Here is a 16,030-nt window from a genome sequence, read left to right on the forward strand (position 1 = left end):
AGGTTACGAGATTTTTGCGCTAGTGCTTGCGAGGAGTCGATAGCGTGCGAAGGGCGTACCGTCGATATCAACGTCTCCGTCGTGAACAAAACCTAGACGAAGTACACCTTTGATACGAGTTCTGGTGGGTGGGAGCAGTATGGTAATCGAGTCCAGGCCCAACTCTTGGAAAGCGCGCCGCACTATCTCATCGAAAATTACTCTGCCCAGCCCCCAGTAATCTGGGTGAAGCACTAAAGCAAGATCAGCGTCACCGTCTTCCTGCTGCAGGCCACCCCAGCCGGCGAATTTATCTTCCACGAAAAAAGCCCAGGGACCGTATCCATCAAGAGCCCATTGGGCCTCTTTTTGAGCGACCCATGCCTTGCACTTGCTTTCGTCAAAGTCGGGACGCCCCAAGGGCATTTGGCGTAAGACATCTGGGTTGTTGTTGAGCGCGATGATGTCTTCGGTGGAAACGTCGCTGAGATGCCTGAAGCGAAGCTGCATGATTGGCCTTTCGGGAGAGCTGATCTCAACCAATACCTTCAACGCGCTACCATTTCAAGTATCAGGATCTATCCATGACCACCAAGCAACCCGACTGGGAGGCGATGGAACGAGCCTACCGTGCCGGGTCGCCCCTTGCTGCATGAGCGTGCTCACGCTCAGACCAGCATCATATTCATGATTAACGCTCCAATACAGTGGATTGATCTGTTGGCACCCGCTACCTTGAGGCTTCACGCGAGGAGTCCGGACATGGCAGATAAATATGTTGGAAGAATAGTTGGGCTTGGCACGGATAATGTGGAGTACGTCATCTACATCTACCAAGACGAGACCGTTGAGCGCTCTTCGAGCGGAATGGTTCGACATGAAGGCTTGAAGCATTTCGAAATGCAAATGGGTGGTGCCGTGAACAAGATTTCCGAAACTGAGTACGAGATCGTGGCTACGGGAGTGAGGGTCACTGTGCATGATGATAAGAGTTAATCGGGTCGGCCTCTCGTGCGAGCGCTTGAAGTGGAATGCCGCATGGCAGGCAGATGGGGCAATCACCATGCATAGCTTGCGTTGAGCCAATCGCCTTTTGGCTTAGTACTCCCTCCTGCACTGAATAGACTGCTGCCGTCCCGGCACCGCAACATCATTTCAAGCACAAGGTGACCTATGGATAGGCCGTATCCTCCATCGTCACTGCTTGAACTGTCCGAGCTATCCGACTTCAGTATCCGCTTGGCTCCTGCCCCTGAAATATGGGCTTGGCTTAAGGCCGAGATTCTTGCCGACACCGGCAGCATCCATAACCCTGAAAGCCTATGGCAGCCCTCAGCAACGACGTGAAGGCCTTTATTGTTCAGGCCTTGGCGTGCTTCGACAGCCTTCACAGGTGGTAGAGGCCGTCCAGAAAGAATTCAGCATCGCAGTGACCCGCCAGCAGGTGGAGACGCACGATCCCACGAAGTACTCCGGCAAGGGCCTAGCCAAGCGCTGGGTGGCCTTGTTCGAGGACACACGCAAGCGGTTCCGCGAGGAAACAGCCGAGATTCCCATCGCGAACAGAGCTTTCCGGCTTCGCGGCCTAGGGCGAATGGCTGAGAAGGCCGAGAACATGCGCAACCTAGCGCTGACTGCCCAGCTGTACGAGCAGGCGGCCAAGGAATGCGGCGACATGTACGTCAACCGCAAGATCGAACCCGACAAGCCCCTGGGCTCCCAGGCGGACCAGCAGCACGCCGTTGCTGAGTACAAGCTGGAGCCAGATGAAGGTGTCCCGACTACCCCGTACCTTTGACCCACCGGTGAAGTTGACGCCGAAACAGGCGAACATTTACGTCTGGGGCTTCCAGCCTGAGGCGCGCTTCCGTGATGCGGTGTGCGGGCGACGATTCGGCAAAACCTTCCTCGGCAAGGCAGAAATGCGCCGCGCGGCCCGGCTGGCTGCTGAGTGGGGCGTGAGTGTCGAGGATGAGATCTGGTATGGCGCTCCGACGTTCAAGCAGGCCAAGCGGGTCTTCTGGCGCCGGCTAAAGCAGGCCATCCCCGAGGCATGGCGCGCCGCCCGACCGAACGAGACGGAGTGTTCGATCACTCTAAAGTCTGGCCACATCATGCGTGTGGTCGGCCTGGACAACTACGACAACCTGCGGGGCTCCGGCCTGTTCTTCGTCCTGGTGGATGAATGGGCAGACTGCTCGTGGGCAGCCTGGGAAGAAGTGCTCAGGCCGATGCTCTCGACCTGCCAATACACGATTCCCCAGACCGGGGAGTCGCGTAAAGGCGGGCATGCGCTGCGCATCGGCACGCCGAAAGGGTTCAACCACTGCTACGACACCTACCGCGACGGGCAGCCGGGCGGAGAGCCTGACCACAAGAGCTGGCAATACACCTCACTGCAGGGCGGCAACGTTCCGGCCGTTGAGCTGGACGCCGCTCGGCGCAAGATGGACCCGCGCACGTTCCGCCAGGAGTATGAGGCCGGGTTCGAGAACTATGCCGGGGTCGTCTACTCCACCTTCGACCGGGCTGAGTGCCACACCAGCGAGCGCATCAAGCCGGGTGAGGCCATACACATCGGTATGGACTTCAACGTCATGAAGATGGCCGCGGTTGTATACGTGGTCCGTGACGGCTTGCCGCTGGCGCTGGACGAGTTCCACTCGGTGCGCGACACGCCTGAGATGATCGAGAAGATAAAGGTGCGTTTCTCAGGGCACAGCGTCTCCGTGTACCCAGACGCCAGCGGACAGAACACCAGCAGCAAGAACGCCAGCGAGTCGGACCTGTCGCTGCTCAAGAAGGCTGGTTTCACCGTTGTGGTCGACTCAAAGAACCCCGGTGTGAAGGATCGCATCAACGCGGTGAACGCCATGTTCCTTAATACCTAGGGGTTCATGGTCATGCGCTTTCTAGCCTGAATTGATCCTGGCCAGCTGTGGCAAGCCCGGGGTTGAGTTCAACACGCTGGCCAGCGAGTAGTCCGGCGATCTGTGCGGTTAGATCCAGCTCAACCTTCAGTGCCTTCCGGGCTTTGCCGATCTCCTGACCTGCCAGGTACTGCTCTATTAATGCCTGGTCCTGCGCCTCAACAGCGACTAGGTTGCGACCATCCGAGCAATGGGTGAGGGCTGGATCTTCCTCTCCGCGAGGTAGCAGCTCATGGAGCTTGCCTTGAACCGCCGACACCCAGGCGAGAGCGAAATGATCACCGGCGGTCTCGGCCGAGTAGTCGCTGCGGCGCTTGCCTGAACGGACAAGTGCCACGTACTCACGGCGTGCTAAGGTCAGCTTTACCAGCAGAGCCTCGTAGGCATACATCGCCATCTGCGGGGCTGGTGAAACCCCAACAAACAGCGCCCGATCAACTCTGCGGCCGTACGTTTCGCACCAGTGCCGGTACGACAGAGGCCTGACCCCAAACACTTGGGCCACTATGCTGCTCAGGTGCCGGTCCCAGGCCGGCGGTTCGCTCTGGACTTCTCCGACTGGACCTCATCCACATCGCTCAGGCGCACATCCAGCTCGGTCAGACGATACTCGCGCATCAGCGCTTGGGCCTGGTGCATAGCAGTGGCGGCCTCGTTTTCGTTCGAGCTTTTGGATAGGGCCAGGCAGCGCTTGATCTTGCGGATGACCCGCTCGAGCTTGCTTTCGTCGTGCTGTTGTTCGGTCACGGGGTGATCCTCATTTTCAGAAACGCCTTTTTGGAGCCTACCGAAGCTATCCTGATGTTAACGCATGCCTTTATTTATTGGAAAACTAGTCGAAAGCGTTTTAGAAAGCATTTGGATGTTGGTTACTATAAAGGTGAGTACTTCCTGAGTGATTGGATCTATAACTATTACACTGATGATGGGAAAGCAAAGAGTGTTTAGAAGGCATTGGACCGCTGGCTAGGAACGCTTGTCTGCCTTCTATTTACTAAGGTCAGTTACCCTAACCGCTGAAGCTGGAAGTTCGAATTTATAGTTTCGTACAGGCTGGTGGATGTGATTGCTGATTTGCTGTGGCTTGTTTGCTCGCGGCGCCGGCCTCCATCGCATCCACAAACCGCATTGCTGTGCGGTAGCTGAAGGCGAAGGGCTGCAATCGGCCAATAGGGGACGGTCAGCAGCAAATAAATCTGTCCCCTTTTCCATGTCCCCTTTTCCGGTGGTTGACGCGTATATGCGAAGCAACTACAGCTAGGCCGTTGGCACTGTCCCGCCGTCAATTACAAACTCGCTCCCCGTAATGGATGCCGCACGAGGCGATGCCAGGAAGGCAATCAGGTCAGCAACTTCTGACGGCGTGGAAGGGCGGCCGAGTGGAATACCACCGAGTGCATCCATGATAATGCGTTTGCCGCCTGCGTAGTCCGTACCGGCTTCCTGCGCCAGCCGCTCGGCCAAGGCGACCGACGCTTGGGTCTCGATCCAGCCCGGCGACACCCGTACAACACGCACGCCTTGTGGCGAGACTTCTTTCGACAGGCTTTTGCTGTAGGTCGACAGCGCCGCCTTGGCCGCTGCGTAAGCCGTAGTGGCTTCGGGCAAGGGCAGGCAGTTCTGAATCGAGGTTACATGGATGATCACGCCGCTCTTGCGCTGCAGCATCGATGGGAGCAGGGCGCGATCCAGGCGCACGGCCGGCATCAGGTTCAGGTCGAGCTCGCGTTGCCACTGCGCGTCATCCAACACCGCGAAGCCGCCGCTCGGTGCCGACGAACCACCCAGGACGTGGACGATGATGTCCATGCTGCCCAGCCGTTGCTTAGCTGCGGTTACCAGTGTTTCGCAGCCTTCTGGGGTCGCGAGGTCAGCCTGCACGAACAGCTCAGCCGGCAGATCGCTGGTTGCCTGCCGAGCCGAGGTCAGCACCTTGGCGCCCTCTGCGAGGAACAGCTCGACGACCGCGCGGCCGACGCCTTTGGTGCCGCCGGTGACCAGCACTTGCTTGCCGCCAAGATCAAGGTTCATGGCGCAATCTCCAGTGAGCGGATCTGGCCGTCGTGCAGCAGGAATAGATGATTCAGCTGCAGCGGGCTGCCAGGGAAGTTACCGACCAGACGCGCCGTTACGCTCAGCGAATCGTCATTCTGCGTCGCCGCCAGCGGCTCGACGCTGTAGGTGAATGCCTGGCGGGCCTCCTGTTGCCAGGCTTCGATGGCTGCAATGCCCTGGTGCGTGCGGTTTTCGTCGGTCACCCTGGCGTCCGCGCAGAAGCAGGCGGCAAGGAGCGAGATGTCGCCGCCATTGCTGACATCGAAGTAGGTTTGTACGGCGTCAGGCAGTTGCAGGTTCATGGCCTGATCTCCTCTCACAGTGGTTGGGGTTTACGACTGTGATCTTGCCGCTCAGTTGATAGTTTGCTCAACTGGGATAGACATTAACGACCTATCCCGAATATGAGGACAATTACGTGGCAGATTCGCGCCTTGGTCTCAATGAGCTGGAAGCTGTACTGGCCGTGGCGCGGAGGGCGTCGTTTCGACAGGCAGCCATTGATCTGGATGTTTCGACCACGGCATTGAGCAACACCATTGCCAAGCTGGAGGCGAGCCTCGAAACGCGGCTGTTCAATCGCACCACCCGCAGCGTGTCTCTGACCGCGGCGGGGGCTATGTACCTGGAGCAGGTCGGTCCGGCTCTGCAGGAAGTGCGAGCGGCGCTGGAAGCGGTGCGTTCGCACAATGCCGGGCCGTCAGGCGTGTTGCGCATCAATGCCTTCGCCAGTGCCGCCCGCGCCGCGTTGCTGCCGCTGGTGCTGGAGTTTCTGCAGCGTTACCCGAAGGTGCATATCGATTTGGTGACCGAAGGTCGCCTGGTGGACATAGTCGCGGACGGTTTCGATCTGGGCGTACGTTCTGCGAATCTTGTGCCCAGCGATATGATCGTTATTCAGCTCGGCCAGCCGCAATGCTATGCCGTGGTCGGCTCCCCTGCCTACTTCGCCAAGCACGGCCGGCCGCGTAGCCCGGCGGACCTGCTCCAGCATCAGTGCATGCGCATCCGCCTACCCAATGGGGCGATCTACCCCTGGCATTTTGAACGCGCGGGGGAGGTGACCCGGCTTGATGTGACTGGCCAGCTCACCCTGGACGAGCCTAGTGTCGCCAAGGCGGTGGTGCAGGCAGGCGTGGGGCTGGGCTTTTTTATGCAGCAGGACGTTCAGGCTGAACTGGACGCCGGACAGTTCGAGCGGGTGCTGGAAGAGTGGACGCCGCCCAGAGACAACCTGTGCCTGTACTACCCGAACCGGCGCAACCCCTCCGCTGCGCTCAAGGCATTCACTGCCATGGCCCGCGACAATCTGCCGAGCAAAGACCAGCAATGATAATTCACCGACTGCCCCCAAGCGCCTGCTTTCAGGCGATCAAGCCCAGGGTCAGCCCCTTCAAGGTGGCGGCCGCGCGGGTGGAGCAACCCAGCTTGCGGAAAATGCTTTCCATGTGGGTGCGTACGGTACTCGGGCTGATCTCCAGTCGCCGCGCTACTTCCTTGTTGCTGGCGCCACGGCTGATCTCCATGAGGATGGAGCACTCGCGGGTGGTGAGCAGCGTGCTTTTCGGCTGAGGCAGTCGGCGTTCGCCACGTGCGGCAGCGATTACCGCTGTGCAGATTTCAGCGTCAAACAGGCCGCGGCTGGCGTCCTGTTTGAGCAGCCGCGCCGCCTCCGATTCGCTATGCGCGGGTCGCCAGGGCCTGGCGCTTCTTAACGCTACCCAGGCGACAGCGCTGGCGAGCAAGCGATAGGCGGCGCACTGGGCATCGGCCGATGCACCGCGAAAGTAGCCGCTGCCGTCGAGCCGTTCGTAGGCATGGGCGGCAATTTCGCCAGGGATGGTCAGCTCAGTGATCTGCCGTGATGCCTTGTGCGTCCAGTAAGGGACGAGGTGGATACGTTCTGTGGCGCCGTAGGGTAGCGGCCCCGCGGTGTTCCACAATTGATTGGAGACGGCTGCCCGCCCCAGGCCATGGATCAGCGCGGCTTTGCCAATCTCCGTCTGGTCGGGCTCTGGCAGTCCCCACAAGCGGGCGGCCTCGACGGCAATCTGCGCCACCTGCCGGGAGTAACCTGCCAGCCAGGGCAACTTCAGATCGATCACATCACCCACCAGCGTCAGTGACACGGGACGTTCGAGCCGGGTGTCGTCCAGCCCACCGGGCGTTGTTTCCAGTTCCGCTAACCATACCTTGGCATTGCGCACCAGCAAGGCGGCGAGGGCGGCGGGGTAGCGGCGGTCGGCCTGTTCGTTGATCCAGCTCAGCGCCGTGTCCAGGCCATGGGCGCGGCTGAGGATGTCCAGGTCTCCGGCCAGTACCACTTGGTAGGCCGCGTCCGGAATGTGCACATGGCTCACACCAAACGGCCTGCCGGTTCCGTCAAAGGTTTCGAATATCCGGCACAAGCCGGCTTCGACCGCTGCGCCAAGTTCGAGCGTTTTCGCGATCTGGCCAGACACCTCGCAGTGCACCACGGCGAGCGGTGCCGCTTGATGCACGGCGTTCATCTGTTCGGCGCCCAGGGTCTGGTCGAGCATCGCGCGGCGGCCATCGACATCATTGCCCAGCAGATGGGCGAAGCCATCGGCGTTGGCGGTGCAGCCGGACCAGCGCAGCAAGGCGACCTGCTGCGCTGTCATCAGATGCTCGCCTTCGCCGTGCATGGCGCGGGCTAGCAGCTGCGCCAGGCGGGCAACACGTTGGGAGTGGCCAAGGGGCTGGCCCATGCTGAGGTCGCCGACCTGGGAGATAGCCCCCAGTGCGCCGCTCAATGAGATGTCGAATCGTAGCGCGCTATCCATGAAAAAAGCCTCAGGGTCGGATAAATGACCGATACCCGCCAAGCATGTGGGTCCGCAGAATTTGAACTCCCAACACAGGAGTTCAGCCCATGAAAGCATTCAAGTCGCAACTCGTCACCGCCGCCTTCGCCCTGACCAGCACCCTTATGGTGAGTGTCAGCCAGGCTGCCGAGGCAACGCCTTCGGTGGTCATCGTACACGGAGCCTTCGCCGACGGCTCTGACTGGGCCAAGGTAGTGCCGTATTTGCAGGCTGAAGGGGTGGCGGTGACGGTGGTGCAAAACCCGCTGACCTCGCTGGCCGACGACGTTGCCGCCACGCAGCGCGTGCTCAACAACCAGTCAGGCAACGTGGTGCTGGTCGGCCACTCCTGGGGCGGCACCGTGATCAGCGAAGCCGGCGCCCATGAGAAAGTCAGCGCCCTGGTGTACGTCGCCGCCTTCGCACCTGATGCAGGCCAGTTCAGTGGCGAACAGGGCAAGGGCGCGCCTACCCCGCCTGGCATCAGCCAGATCAAGGCAGACGGCAACGGTTTCCTATACCTGACAGCAGAAGGCATGGCCAAGGACTTCGCCCAGGATCTCCCGGCGGCACAAACCGCAGTGATGACCGCTACCCAAGGCCCGATCAAGGCATCGGCCTTCGATGATCGGACCACGGTCGCTGCCTGGAAGACCAAGCCGTCCTGGTACCTGCTCGCCACTGACGATCGCATGATCCACCCCGACATCCAGCGCTCCAGTGCCAAGCGTATCGGCGCCACCCTGACCGAACTGCGCGCCAGCCATGTGCCGCAGCAGTCACAGCCTGGCGAAGTGGCCAAGGTGATTCTCAAGGCGGTAAGCAGTGTTGGCGAGCAGTGATCGCTGCTCACGACACGCCTGAGCGTTCTTGAGTTTCACTCTGCATCGATACGGCATCGACGCATGGATCATCTGTGTGATCGGAACTTCGATTTCATAGTCTGTGGTGTCGGCACGACGGGGTGCGTGGTTGCAGCCCGCCTGGCCGACAAACAAAAAGCTCGGGTGTTGCTCATTCGAGTTGGCAGCGATGGGTCGAAAGCGGACTGTGAGAGCAGGGGGTAAGTGACGATGGAGGACGGATCGTGGTTGGCAGAACGCCTAGGTGGGAGGCTGAAACTGTCTAAAACTGCTCGAAAGCTTCTCGGTTTTACTGGGCCAAAATCGTTGAAACTGGCAGAGCTGTATTAGACAGGGGCGATGGACAGGCCGCTTGTGGCGCGGCCTGAGGTTCGAATCTCACACTACTGCTGCATTATTGGACGGTGAACCTACAGATCCAGTCTGATCAGGCTTGATAGGGTCGAACATTCCGTTTGCAAATAATTCCTTTTTGTCGATAGATGCGGTTCAGCACTGACCGCTTTCGACCCGATATAGCAGACTTTCATCGCTCTATTGTTCTTCAGATTGCCTCCTCGGGCAGCTTCACAGTTGCCGATTTTAAGTATCGACCTGATGCTGAACATGACACTGCGGTGCCGCGCTTGAGTTCCCAGCCATTGACGCTATTGTTGCACATATCCTTCACGCATCACTGCCGAAGCCTGATCCTTGTCTAGGCCGACCGTGGCCAAGCCCTTGAGATAGCCAAAAAATAACGTTGTGCAGCGACATACCTTTGTGAACTACACATGGCGCAACATTGGCAATGTCTGCGAGTAGACCAATTATTTGCCAGCGGCGCCTTCCAGATTTGATGTTTATTAGATTCCAGTGCGCACTGACCAACGGGCGTACCGGCTGGCGGTGTAACTGCCGCAGGCCAATACTTATTAGCTTTTTGGGCGCACTCTGTAACTGGAAAAAATAATTCTGAAATCTCCGGAGGCGTGCCATGTCACTCATGAAGGCGGCTATCTTCGTCGAGAATAACCGCATCGTGCTCGACGACAAACCTATACCTGAGATAGGTCCACTGGATGCTCTAGTGAAGATCACCACTACCACAATTTGTGGCACCGATGTGCACATCCTGCGTGGCGAATACCCCGTTGCGAAGGGGCTTACCGTCGGTCACGAGCCCGTAGGGGTTATCGAGAAGCTGGGCTCGCAAGTCATGGGTTTTGAGGAAGGGCAGCGTGTCATTGCCGGTGCCATCACGCCCAGCGGCCACAGCAATGCTTGCCTGTGCGGCTGTGGCTCACAGGACGGCACCGGTACAGTCCATGGTTTCAAGGCTGTCGGGGGCTGGAAGCTCGGCAATATCATCGATGGTTGCCAAGCTGAATACGTTCGGGTGCCAGACGCCATGGCCAACCTCTCCCACATCCCTGACAAGCTCAGCGACGAGCAGGTGCTGATGTGTCCAGATATCATGTCCACGGGCTTTTCCGGCGCGGAACGTGGTGGCGTAGCAATCGGTGACACGGTCGCCGTATTCGCCCTGGGCCCAATCGGACTTTGCGCCGTCGCCGGCGCCAGGATGCTTGGGGCCACCGCCATTATTGGGGTCGACACCGTTGCTGCCCGCATCAGCGTGGCACGCAAAATGGGGGCTTCGTACGTAGTCGACTTCAAGCAAGGCGACGTGGTAAAGCAGATCATGGCACTGACCGAAGGCCGCGGCGTGGACGTGGCCATCGAAGCGCTCGGCACCCAAGCCACCTTCGAATGGGCGCTGCGCGTCCTGCGTCCAGGTGGAACATTGTCCAGCCTGGGCGTTTACAGCGCCGATCTGCGCATCCCGCTGGACGCCTTCGCTGCCGGGCTGGGCGACTACCGCATCGTGAGTACGCTTTGCCCGGGCGGAAAAGAACGGATGCGCCGGCTGATGGAAGTCGTCGCCAGCGGTCGAATTGACGTCTCAACCCTGGTCACCCACCGATTCCGCCTTGATGACATTGAGACTGCCTATGATTTGTTTGCAAATCAGCGCGACGGCGTGATGAAAGTGGCGATCACGCCCTGAGCTTCGCCGCAATTGCGGGCTGGGACGCCATCACGCTGCTAACTCAAAAGCGGCACCTTGCTCATGCATGCTCGGAAGACTCCGATGAACGTCTACGTAGTGAGCAACATCGAACAGAATCGCTGGCGGGTCCACATGGACCAGTGGCGGGTCAGCTTCTACACGTCCTGTGAAGCTGATCGGTTTGCCGAGCGTTTGAATTCGCGGCTCAACGCACCTCACTCGCTGGACGTGATCACGGGCTATAGCGCAGAGCACGGTCGGGTGGCGGGCAATAAACACCCACCAGCGAAGGAGGCTTGATATGTCGGGCCTCACCGACGTCCAGCGGCTAATTCAGCCTGCAAACATGTGCGGGCTGTCGCTACTTCATTCAAACCCATTTACCTTCCTGTGCAATGAATGCCGGATCAACGGCTTTTGCTTACCAATAGGTTTGCCGCACCATGGTAGTTGCCTGAGTGGGCTAATCTCACCGCGTATTCGCATCAGGAAAGGCGCAGCATTGTTCAACGCCAACGTGCCGTTAACGTCCCTCTATGCCTTACATTCCGGAAGTTTCAAGACCAACCTCAATAATGACGAGGGCAAGGGCGTGGTCATCAATTTCTGGATGCCGGGTGATGTACTGGGGCTTGATGCCATCGCCACAGAACACCATGTCTGCGACGCAATCGCCTTGGAAGACAGCTTTGTCTGCCCTATTCCATACCACTCGCTGCAGACCTTGGCACGCGTTTTTCCTATTCTGCAACAGAGCTTGAATCGCCTGATGAGCCGGGAAATCATCCGCGAACATGAGCGCGTCCTGATGCTATGCAACTTTTCAGCCGAGCAGCGGCTGGCCAGTTTTCTGCTGGGGTTGTCCGTGCGCTTCGTCAGCCGTGGCTACTCCTCCCATAGGTTTACTCTACGCATGTCGCGTGACGATATGGCGTCCCACCTTGGGCTGCGCCTGGAAACTATATGCCGATCGGTCGCTCGCTTGCGCGCGCTGCACATCGTCACCTTGCACGGCCGACAGGTGGAAATACTCGACATGCCAGCGCTGATTGCGCTCGAGCTGGGCTCCTCGCGCAGGTATGGAATCGCCCCAGTGCCAGTATGATATTCCACTTGGTGAGCTTGGCTCATGGCCCAGTGGCACTGGGGCATCGGCATGCTGTCGGGAATTGAACGAGAACGGCAGAAGGTCCGCAGTGAGGGCGCCGTTGCAGCGGGTTGAGAATTTTCGCCATCACCGCCCTGCAGGGGTATGTCAGCCAGGTATTGGCTGACCCGATCCTGGTCTGGGTTGCATTGGTTTGCTTTGCTCCTACATGCATTGTTTACCACCACCAACCATCTTTCCGGTACTTGTTTTAGAATTGCTGCCTCAATCTGCGCTTTGCGTCGATTGGCCGATTGGGTCGATAGCGGCCACTCGCGGTAGGCAGGTACCGGCCAGAAGCGGACCCCTTATATGTAGAATTGAAGCTGTCCCAGAGAGGAACGGCGAGGCTTTGGATCCCTCTGCGTGCCGACGCTGGATGAGATGAGCACCATCCGGGCACAGCCCTTGGCCAATATAGTGTCGACATCAAGCTGTCAGGGTGCGCTAACGCACTGACGGCCGCCCCCATTGCTGACAAAGTACCTACTCTGGCCGCTACGAGTACGGTGTGTACCGGCTCCACCATCCAGCGGCCTTTCCCTCGCGCTGCCGTTGGAGCGTGCCCCATGAACAAAGATCAAGTGAAAGGCAAAGTCAAACAGGTTTCCGGCCAAATCAAGGAAAGCACTGGAAAGGTGCTCGGAAACAGGTCACTGGAGAACAAAGGCAAGGTGCAAAAGGCGATCGGAGAGTTCCAGGAAAGTGCTGGCGACATCAAGGAGGATATCAAGAAGGGAGGCTAGCCATGGCTGTATGGCAGGAACAGGCCAGTAGTTGGCGAGGCTGGATCTCCTGAGGTAACGAAAAGTTCCGACCCGTGTCCCATGATCGCTACGGGGCGGCGGACGTCAAACACTCTATCGGGAGCTTGACGATGCACAGCAGTGCCACATCCGAGCGAAGAGGAAACCTATCCATGATCACTCACTTCAAAGTTGACGGCCGCTTGGCCTGCGGCCGCCATGGCAGCAACCTCTTTTCCACTGGCGAGCCCGGCCGCGTGAAGTGCCGAAGCTGCAGAAACACCGAGGTTTTCCAGAGCGCCCGCAAGGAAATGCGAAACGCGGCGCGCAGAGCCTCCCGGAAGTTGCTGAAAGTCCATGTGAAACAAGGCTGGCGTGCATCCTGGCAGGAAAGACTTGCTAAAATGCCCGGCCTGCAGCGCCTCCCAAGAGGCTTCAGTGGCCAGCCGTACATCTAGCCCCTGAACAAGAGCGCAGCCAGGCATGGCTGCGCTATACTGGCCTACTTTGCTTTACACGTCGGCTCAGCCCGCAATCCCCGCTCCTGATAACCATGGCCTTGGTGGCAAGTCATGACGAAGCGCCACACTACTCAGCGCTAGATTCTTGATATCTTGGTTCCCTCGATGCTGACTCCTGCCATAAGCCCCTGCTGGTCGTCATGAGTGACCTGCGCTTGCAGGACATGCCTGGGTGAGCGAGCCGATGCCCATCGCGGCGTTTCGATCATGATGTGGTGAGTACGGCAATTCTCCCGCGGACGGTGTTTCAGCCGGTTTGCCGCCGGCTGCCTTTTTGTCATCACGGAAGGAATAACGCTCAGCAGCCGATTCATATCGCTGCGCGAGAGGAGTACGTGCCCCCGCCGACGGCTCCTCAAGGGCGACTTCGGTACGCTTGCGCATGATGATCTCCTGGTACTGTTTAGGGGCTCTAATAGCAAAATGATGGACGATAAGCGTAGCCGCGTCGGTGCGTAGGCGCACAGACCAGGTCCACCAGCGGCTGTAGGATGAAGCATGTTCATAGTAAAAGGCCGCACCCAGGCACGGCGCCATGCTCAAGCACTACTCTGTACCTGTGGGAGTGGCCTTGCCGGAGCGCCGGTCCGGTCGAAAAGGGCTGCAGTTGGTAGGCAACGCGGTGCCAGGACGACGGGTGAACTCCTGCCGAAACCGGTGGTAAATGTTCGATAGCGTACCGACCAACGATGCTGATGCTGCAAATATTGACTCCCCCGCTGTCTCTCAATGGAGAGGGGTCAAGAGGGCTAACGCGTCCCTCCGTAGAGGCCAAGCGGGCGTGTCCCACTTTCGGCCGTACACAGGAGTCAAAGGCAATGGTGACATTCCAAGATGCGAAACGACGGCTGATATCCGCGTTCGCGCCGCTTACCTGTACTCCTTACAAGAGCAGGGACGGGTCGTTGAGCCTGCTTTTCCGGAAACCGGGTACGGGGGCCGTCGAAACCTTCGTCACCGCCATCGGACCTGAGCAATGGCAGAGCGAAGTTGCCATTACAAAACTCATAGACGAGGTGCGCCTAGAGGCGAGCACTTGGAGTTACATTCATTTGTTTGCCAACGACCTAGCACGCGTACCGGGCAACCGGTCCGCTGAACATTCAATGGAGTCAGCATGAGTACCTTTACCGTAGAAGGCTGGTGCAAGACCGGCAACGAATCGAAAAACATCGCGCTGGAAGATATCCACTTCTGCCTCAATGGCAACGACCACCTGTTGCTGGAACAAGCGCAGGAACGCCTGCAACGAACCCATGAACCAGACGTTATGGTAGACGTCAATCTGTCCACCCTGGAACTGCGTCTACCACCAGGTTATGGCCCGCTGTCCGACTGTCGAATGCGCGTCTACCTGGATTCGACCCTGCGTGGCCACTTCCATCTGATCGGTCACCGGGCCAACGACGGTAGCCTCATCTATAGCAACGCGGTACTGATCGATCAGCTGATCTAACGATAGGCTTTGGCACCTGATGGTCTGAAGCGCGATGTGACCTTTGTACAGTCAAACGGCAGGGTACGGGAGCGACAGGTATGGCAGCAGCCGTTCAGTCTCTTTCTTCACCACGGCGTAGCATTCGCAGCTGAGCTGCTCCAAGCGGACTCTGTCGAGTACCTTGATGTTGCCCCGGCTGTATTCGATCACACCGAGACGCTGCAGTTTGCCCGCCGCCTCAGTTACCCCTTCACGACGTACGCCCAACATGTTGGCGATCAGTTCAAACAGCGGTGTGCAACCGCTGTTGGACGGTTCAGTTCGTAGGCAAGAGGCAGCGTTGGCACTGGGCGATTACCTGATGTAGCTTTCCATCATCCTTCACTTGCAGCGTGGCATGGACAAGCAACTGGCCATCCGGGCTGAGGGTCGGTTCGGGGCTGGCGCTGTTGCGCACTTCAATGCGGTAGTGGGTATTACCAAAACGGTAGTGCAGTACACAATCCGGCCAACCTGCCGGTAGCAGCGAGGTGTCACCGCTGCGTTGCAGGAGCAGCAGGCTTTCGGTGATCAGGCGGTACGTCCTGCCCGTCGGACGCGTGTACCAGCTCCAGCCTTCCCGCCCTGCGTGGGGGACTATGGCGTAGACGTCGGCGGCTACGACATAGGGTTCTACATTGTAGGTATCGATCAGTGCGCTACAGGACATGACACATCCATGGCACTGCGTTCTGCAGTGAGCGGGGGCACCGTGTGCAGAGGATGGCCTGCAGCGGTTGAATCAGCTTGGTCTGGATGAACAAATTGCTGATGGCCGGATGCAGCGCATCGCTCAGTGCCGGTGCCTGCACCACTTCGCAATTACCCGTGAGAAAAGCGCAGGGTGGACCGTCTTCGCTTACGTCCGCTTTTGGTTGATTGCAGACGCGACAATCTGCCGGCAGCATTCACCTGGCGTGGACCATCGATCTGCGAAATCAAGCCTCGAACAGTCAGCGCGAGAGGATCGGGTTGCGCAAAACCCTGGCTGCAGGCCGCGTGTTTTCGTTTGCAAAAAGCTCGAAAATCCTTAATTTTGGTGACTTATAGTAAGCTATATATTCAATAAAATCATAGGTTTACAAGGCTTAGATGCGCTGCATGGGGTGCAAGGGGCCGAGTGTTCGAATCACTCCGTCCCGACCATATATTTCAATGACTTAGGCCATTTCCGAAAGGAGTGGCCTTTTTCATGTGCGTGACTTTTGCGTGACTGCTCACGGTAACACCACCGTGAATTCTCATGCCGTCAACCTCGCCAAGATCGGCGTGGGTGTAGAGCGGAATGCTGTAGTCGTTGACCGCCGAGGCAGGCGCTCCACCGAATTTGAGGTTGTGCTGCTTAACCTCGTTCGAGATCGTGACGTGCGCCTGAGGTGAGCGTGAGTCCATCCATGCCACCGGCTCGGCCCGGTGCTGGGCCGACAGGTGCTA

The 16,030-nt window shown here is 58.6% G+C and carries 18 protein-coding genes and 4 pseudogenes; 11 read left to right on the plus strand and 11 right to left on the minus strand.

The window, feature by feature from the left end:
* Positions 1–3: 3 nt before the first annotated feature.
* Complete coding sequence (locus QYE47_RS03590; protein WP_019438797.1) at positions 4–489, minus strand: GNAT family N-acetyltransferase; 486 nt, start codon at positions 487–489, stop codon at positions 4–6.
* A 252-nt stretch (positions 490–741) separates the two neighbouring features.
* On the opposite strand from QYE47_RS03590, the gene QYE47_RS03595 reads away from it, so the two are divergent.
* The 3 genes and pseudogenes from QYE47_RS03595 (at position 742) to QYE47_RS03605 (ending at position 2,870) form a co-directional block, all read left to right on the plus strand.
* Entirely contained in the window at positions 742–975 is a 234-nt protein-coding gene (locus QYE47_RS03595; protein ID WP_026031959.1) for a hypothetical protein, read from the plus strand.
* A 326-nt stretch (positions 976–1,301) separates the two neighbouring features.
* Positions 1,302–1,777, plus strand: a pseudogene (locus QYE47_RS03600) (DUF2280 domain-containing protein).
* The gene (locus QYE47_RS03605; protein WP_237141824.1) at positions 1,752–2,870 is read left to right on the plus strand and encodes a terminase; all 1,119 of its coding nucleotides are present in this window, start codon (positions 1,752–1,754) and stop codon (positions 2,868–2,870) included. Before QYE47_RS03600 ends, QYE47_RS03605 begins: the two are co-directional and overlap by 26 nt.
* A 10-nt stretch (positions 2,871–2,880) precedes the next feature.
* Here QYE47_RS03605 and QYE47_RS03610 read toward each other — a convergent pair.
* The 3 genes and pseudogenes from QYE47_RS03610 to QYE47_RS03620 all read right to left on the minus strand — a co-directional run bounded on the left by QYE47_RS03610 (position 2,881) and on the right by QYE47_RS03620 (position 5,266).
* Positions 2,881–3,656: pseudogene (locus tag QYE47_RS03610) on the minus strand (DUF2786 domain-containing protein).
* A gap of 510 nt (positions 3,657–4,166) precedes the next feature.
* A complete protein-coding gene (locus tag QYE47_RS03615) occupies positions 4,167–4,940 on the minus strand; it encodes an SDR family oxidoreductase (protein ID WP_070384026.1) in 774 nt (257 codons plus the stop codon).
* On the minus strand, positions 4,937–5,266 hold the full coding sequence (locus QYE47_RS03620; RefSeq protein WP_019438801.1) for a nuclear transport factor 2 family protein: 330 nt from the start codon (positions 5,264–5,266) through the stop codon (positions 4,937–4,939). Before QYE47_RS03620 ends, QYE47_RS03615 begins: the two co-directional genes overlap by 4 nt.
* A 116-nt stretch (positions 5,267–5,382) precedes the next feature.
* Here QYE47_RS03620 and QYE47_RS03625 point away from each other — a divergent pair, with 116 nt between their 5' ends.
* Positions 5,383–6,297: a LysR family transcriptional regulator gene (locus QYE47_RS03625; protein WP_070384025.1), complete on the plus strand. Its 915-nt coding sequence runs from the start codon at positions 5,383–5,385 to the stop codon at positions 6,295–6,297.
* Positions 6,298–6,328: 31 nt separating this feature from the next.
* Here QYE47_RS03625 and QYE47_RS03630 read toward each other — a convergent pair whose 3' ends face one another.
* Positions 6,329–7,768 carry an HD domain-containing phosphohydrolase gene (locus QYE47_RS03630; protein WP_070384024.1) on the minus strand — a complete coding sequence of 480 codons (1,440 nt, stop codon included), beginning with the start codon at positions 7,766–7,768 and terminating at the stop codon, positions 6,329–6,331.
* 89 nt (positions 7,769–7,857) lie between these two features.
* On the opposite strand from QYE47_RS03630, the gene QYE47_RS03635 reads away from it, so the two are divergent.
* Positions 7,858–8,631, plus strand: a complete 774-nt coding sequence (locus tag QYE47_RS03635; RefSeq protein WP_019438804.1) for an alpha/beta hydrolase — start codon at positions 7,858–7,860, stop codon at positions 8,629–8,631.
* A gap of 671 nt (positions 8,632–9,302) precedes the next feature.
* Here QYE47_RS03635 and QYE47_RS03645 read toward each other — a convergent pair.
* Positions 9,303–9,414 (minus strand): annotated as a pseudogene (locus QYE47_RS03645) (universal stress protein); the annotation flags it as partial.
* A 214-nt stretch (positions 9,415–9,628) separates the two neighbouring features.
* Between QYE47_RS03645 and QYE47_RS03650 the strand changes: the two are divergent.
* From QYE47_RS03650 to QYE47_RS03670, 5 genes are all read left to right on the plus strand, one after another.
* Positions 9,629–10,702: an NAD(P)-dependent alcohol dehydrogenase gene (locus QYE47_RS03650; RefSeq protein ID WP_070384023.1), complete on the plus strand. Its 1,074-nt coding sequence runs from the start codon at positions 9,629–9,631 to the stop codon at positions 10,700–10,702.
* An 84-nt stretch (positions 10,703–10,786) separates the two neighbouring features.
* Positions 10,787–11,005: a hypothetical protein gene (locus QYE47_RS03655; RefSeq protein ID WP_070384022.1), complete on the plus strand. Its 219-nt coding sequence runs from the start codon at positions 10,787–10,789 to the stop codon at positions 11,003–11,005.
* 46 nt (positions 11,006–11,051) lie between these two features.
* The gene (locus QYE47_RS03660) at positions 11,052–11,810 is read left to right on the plus strand and encodes a helix-turn-helix domain-containing protein (RefSeq protein WP_070384483.1); all 759 of its coding nucleotides are present in this window, start codon (positions 11,052–11,054) and stop codon (positions 11,808–11,810) included.
* 611 nt (positions 11,811–12,421) lie between these two features.
* The gene (locus QYE47_RS03665) at positions 12,422–12,598 is read left to right on the plus strand and encodes a CsbD family protein (RefSeq protein WP_081343614.1); all 177 of its coding nucleotides are present in this window, start codon (positions 12,422–12,424) and stop codon (positions 12,596–12,598) included.
* A gap of 173 nt (positions 12,599–12,771) precedes the next feature.
* The gene (locus QYE47_RS03670; RefSeq protein WP_070384021.1) at positions 12,772–13,056 is read left to right on the plus strand and encodes a hypothetical protein; all 285 of its coding nucleotides are present in this window, start codon (positions 12,772–12,774) and stop codon (positions 13,054–13,056) included.
* A 201-nt stretch (positions 13,057–13,257) separates the two neighbouring features.
* Here QYE47_RS03670 and QYE47_RS03675 read toward each other — a convergent pair whose 3' ends face one another.
* Positions 13,258–13,503 carry a hypothetical protein gene (locus QYE47_RS03675; RefSeq protein WP_155766710.1) on the minus strand — a complete coding sequence of 82 codons (246 nt, stop codon included), beginning with the start codon at positions 13,501–13,503 and terminating at the stop codon, positions 13,258–13,260.
* A 733-nt stretch (positions 13,504–14,236) separates the two neighbouring features.
* Here QYE47_RS03675 and QYE47_RS03680 point away from each other — a divergent pair.
* Positions 14,237–14,575, plus strand: coding sequence for a hypothetical protein (locus QYE47_RS03680; protein WP_070384019.1), 339 nt, complete (start codon positions 14,237–14,239; stop codon positions 14,573–14,575).
* A 51-nt stretch (positions 14,576–14,626) separates the two neighbouring features.
* Here the strand turns inward: QYE47_RS03680 and QYE47_RS03685 are convergent.
* The 4 genes and pseudogenes from QYE47_RS03685 to QYE47_RS03695 form a co-directional block, all read right to left on the minus strand.
* A pseudogene (locus QYE47_RS03685) lies at positions 14,627–14,842 on the minus strand (helix-turn-helix domain-containing protein); the annotation flags it as partial.
* Positions 14,843–14,873: 31 nt separating this feature from the next.
* Entirely contained in the window at positions 14,874–15,266 is a 393-nt protein-coding gene (locus tag QYE47_RS03690; protein ID WP_070384018.1) for a hypothetical protein, read from the minus strand.
* A complete protein-coding gene (locus QYE47_RS27265; protein ID WP_155766709.1) occupies positions 15,256–15,504 on the minus strand; it encodes a hypothetical protein in 249 nt (82 codons plus the stop codon). The genes QYE47_RS03690 and QYE47_RS27265 overlap by 11 nt, the downstream gene beginning before the upstream one ends.
* Positions 15,505–15,748: 244 nt before the next feature.
* Positions 15,749–15,988, minus strand: a complete 240-nt coding sequence (locus tag QYE47_RS03695; RefSeq protein WP_041167028.1) for a hypothetical protein — start codon at positions 15,986–15,988, stop codon at positions 15,749–15,751.
* Positions 15,989–16,030 lie beyond the last annotated feature (42 nt).

It is taken from the genome of Pseudomonas sp. 2,4-D (genome assembly GCF_030418155.1).
Classification (GTDB): domain Bacteria; phylum Pseudomonadota; class Gammaproteobacteria; order Pseudomonadales; family Pseudomonadaceae; genus Aquipseudomonas; species Aquipseudomonas alloputida.

Excerpts from the sequence above, each read along its gene's own strand:
- QYE47_RS03630 (WP_070384024.1), bottom strand. The coding sequence starts at position 7,768 with ATGGATAGCGCGCTACGATTCGACATCTCATTGAGCGGCGCACTGGGG.
- QYE47_RS03620 (WP_019438801.1), bottom strand. The coding sequence starts at position 5,266 with ATGAACCTGCAACTGCCTGACGCCGTACAAACCTACTTCGATGTCAGC.
- QYE47_RS03615 (WP_070384026.1), bottom strand. The coding sequence starts at position 4,940 with ATGAACCTTGATCTTGGCGGCAAGCAAGTGCTGGTCACCGGCGGCACC.
- QYE47_RS03655 (WP_070384022.1), top strand. The coding sequence starts at position 10,787 with ATGAACGTCTACGTAGTGAGCAACATCGAACAGAATCGCTGGCGGGTC.
- QYE47_RS03670 (WP_070384021.1), top strand. The coding sequence starts at position 12,772 with ATGATCACTCACTTCAAAGTTGACGGCCGCTTGGCCTGCGGCCGCCAT.
- QYE47_RS27265 (WP_155766709.1), bottom strand. The coding sequence starts at position 15,504 with ATGCTGCCGGCAGATTGTCGCGTCTGCAATCAACCAAAAGCGGACGTA.
- QYE47_RS03665 (WP_081343614.1), top strand. The coding sequence starts at position 12,422 with ATGAACAAAGATCAAGTGAAAGGCAAAGTCAAACAGGTTTCCGGCCAA.
- QYE47_RS03635 (WP_019438804.1), top strand. The coding sequence starts at position 7,858 with ATGAAAGCATTCAAGTCGCAACTCGTCACCGCCGCCTTCGCCCTGACC.
- QYE47_RS03660 (WP_070384483.1), top strand. The coding sequence starts at position 11,052 with ATGTGCGGGCTGTCGCTACTTCATTCAAACCCATTTACCTTCCTGTGC.
- QYE47_RS03690 (WP_070384018.1), bottom strand. The coding sequence starts at position 15,266 with ATGTCCTGTAGCGCACTGATCGATACCTACAATGTAGAACCCTATGTC.
- QYE47_RS03675 (WP_155766710.1), bottom strand. The coding sequence starts at position 13,503 with ATGCGCAAGCGTACCGAAGTCGCCCTTGAGGAGCCGTCGGCGGGGGCA.
- QYE47_RS03595 (WP_026031959.1), top strand. The coding sequence starts at position 742 with ATGGCAGATAAATATGTTGGAAGAATAGTTGGGCTTGGCACGGATAAT.
- QYE47_RS03695 (WP_041167028.1), bottom strand. The coding sequence starts at position 15,988 with ATGGACTCACGCTCACCTCAGGCGCACGTCACGATCTCGAACGAGGTT.
- QYE47_RS03590 (WP_019438797.1), bottom strand. The coding sequence starts at position 489 with ATGCAGCTTCGCTTCAGGCATCTCAGCGACGTTTCCACCGAAGACATC.
- QYE47_RS03650 (WP_070384023.1), top strand. The coding sequence starts at position 9,629 with ATGTCACTCATGAAGGCGGCTATCTTCGTCGAGAATAACCGCATCGTG.
- QYE47_RS03680 (WP_070384019.1), top strand. The coding sequence starts at position 14,237 with ATGAGTACCTTTACCGTAGAAGGCTGGTGCAAGACCGGCAACGAATCG.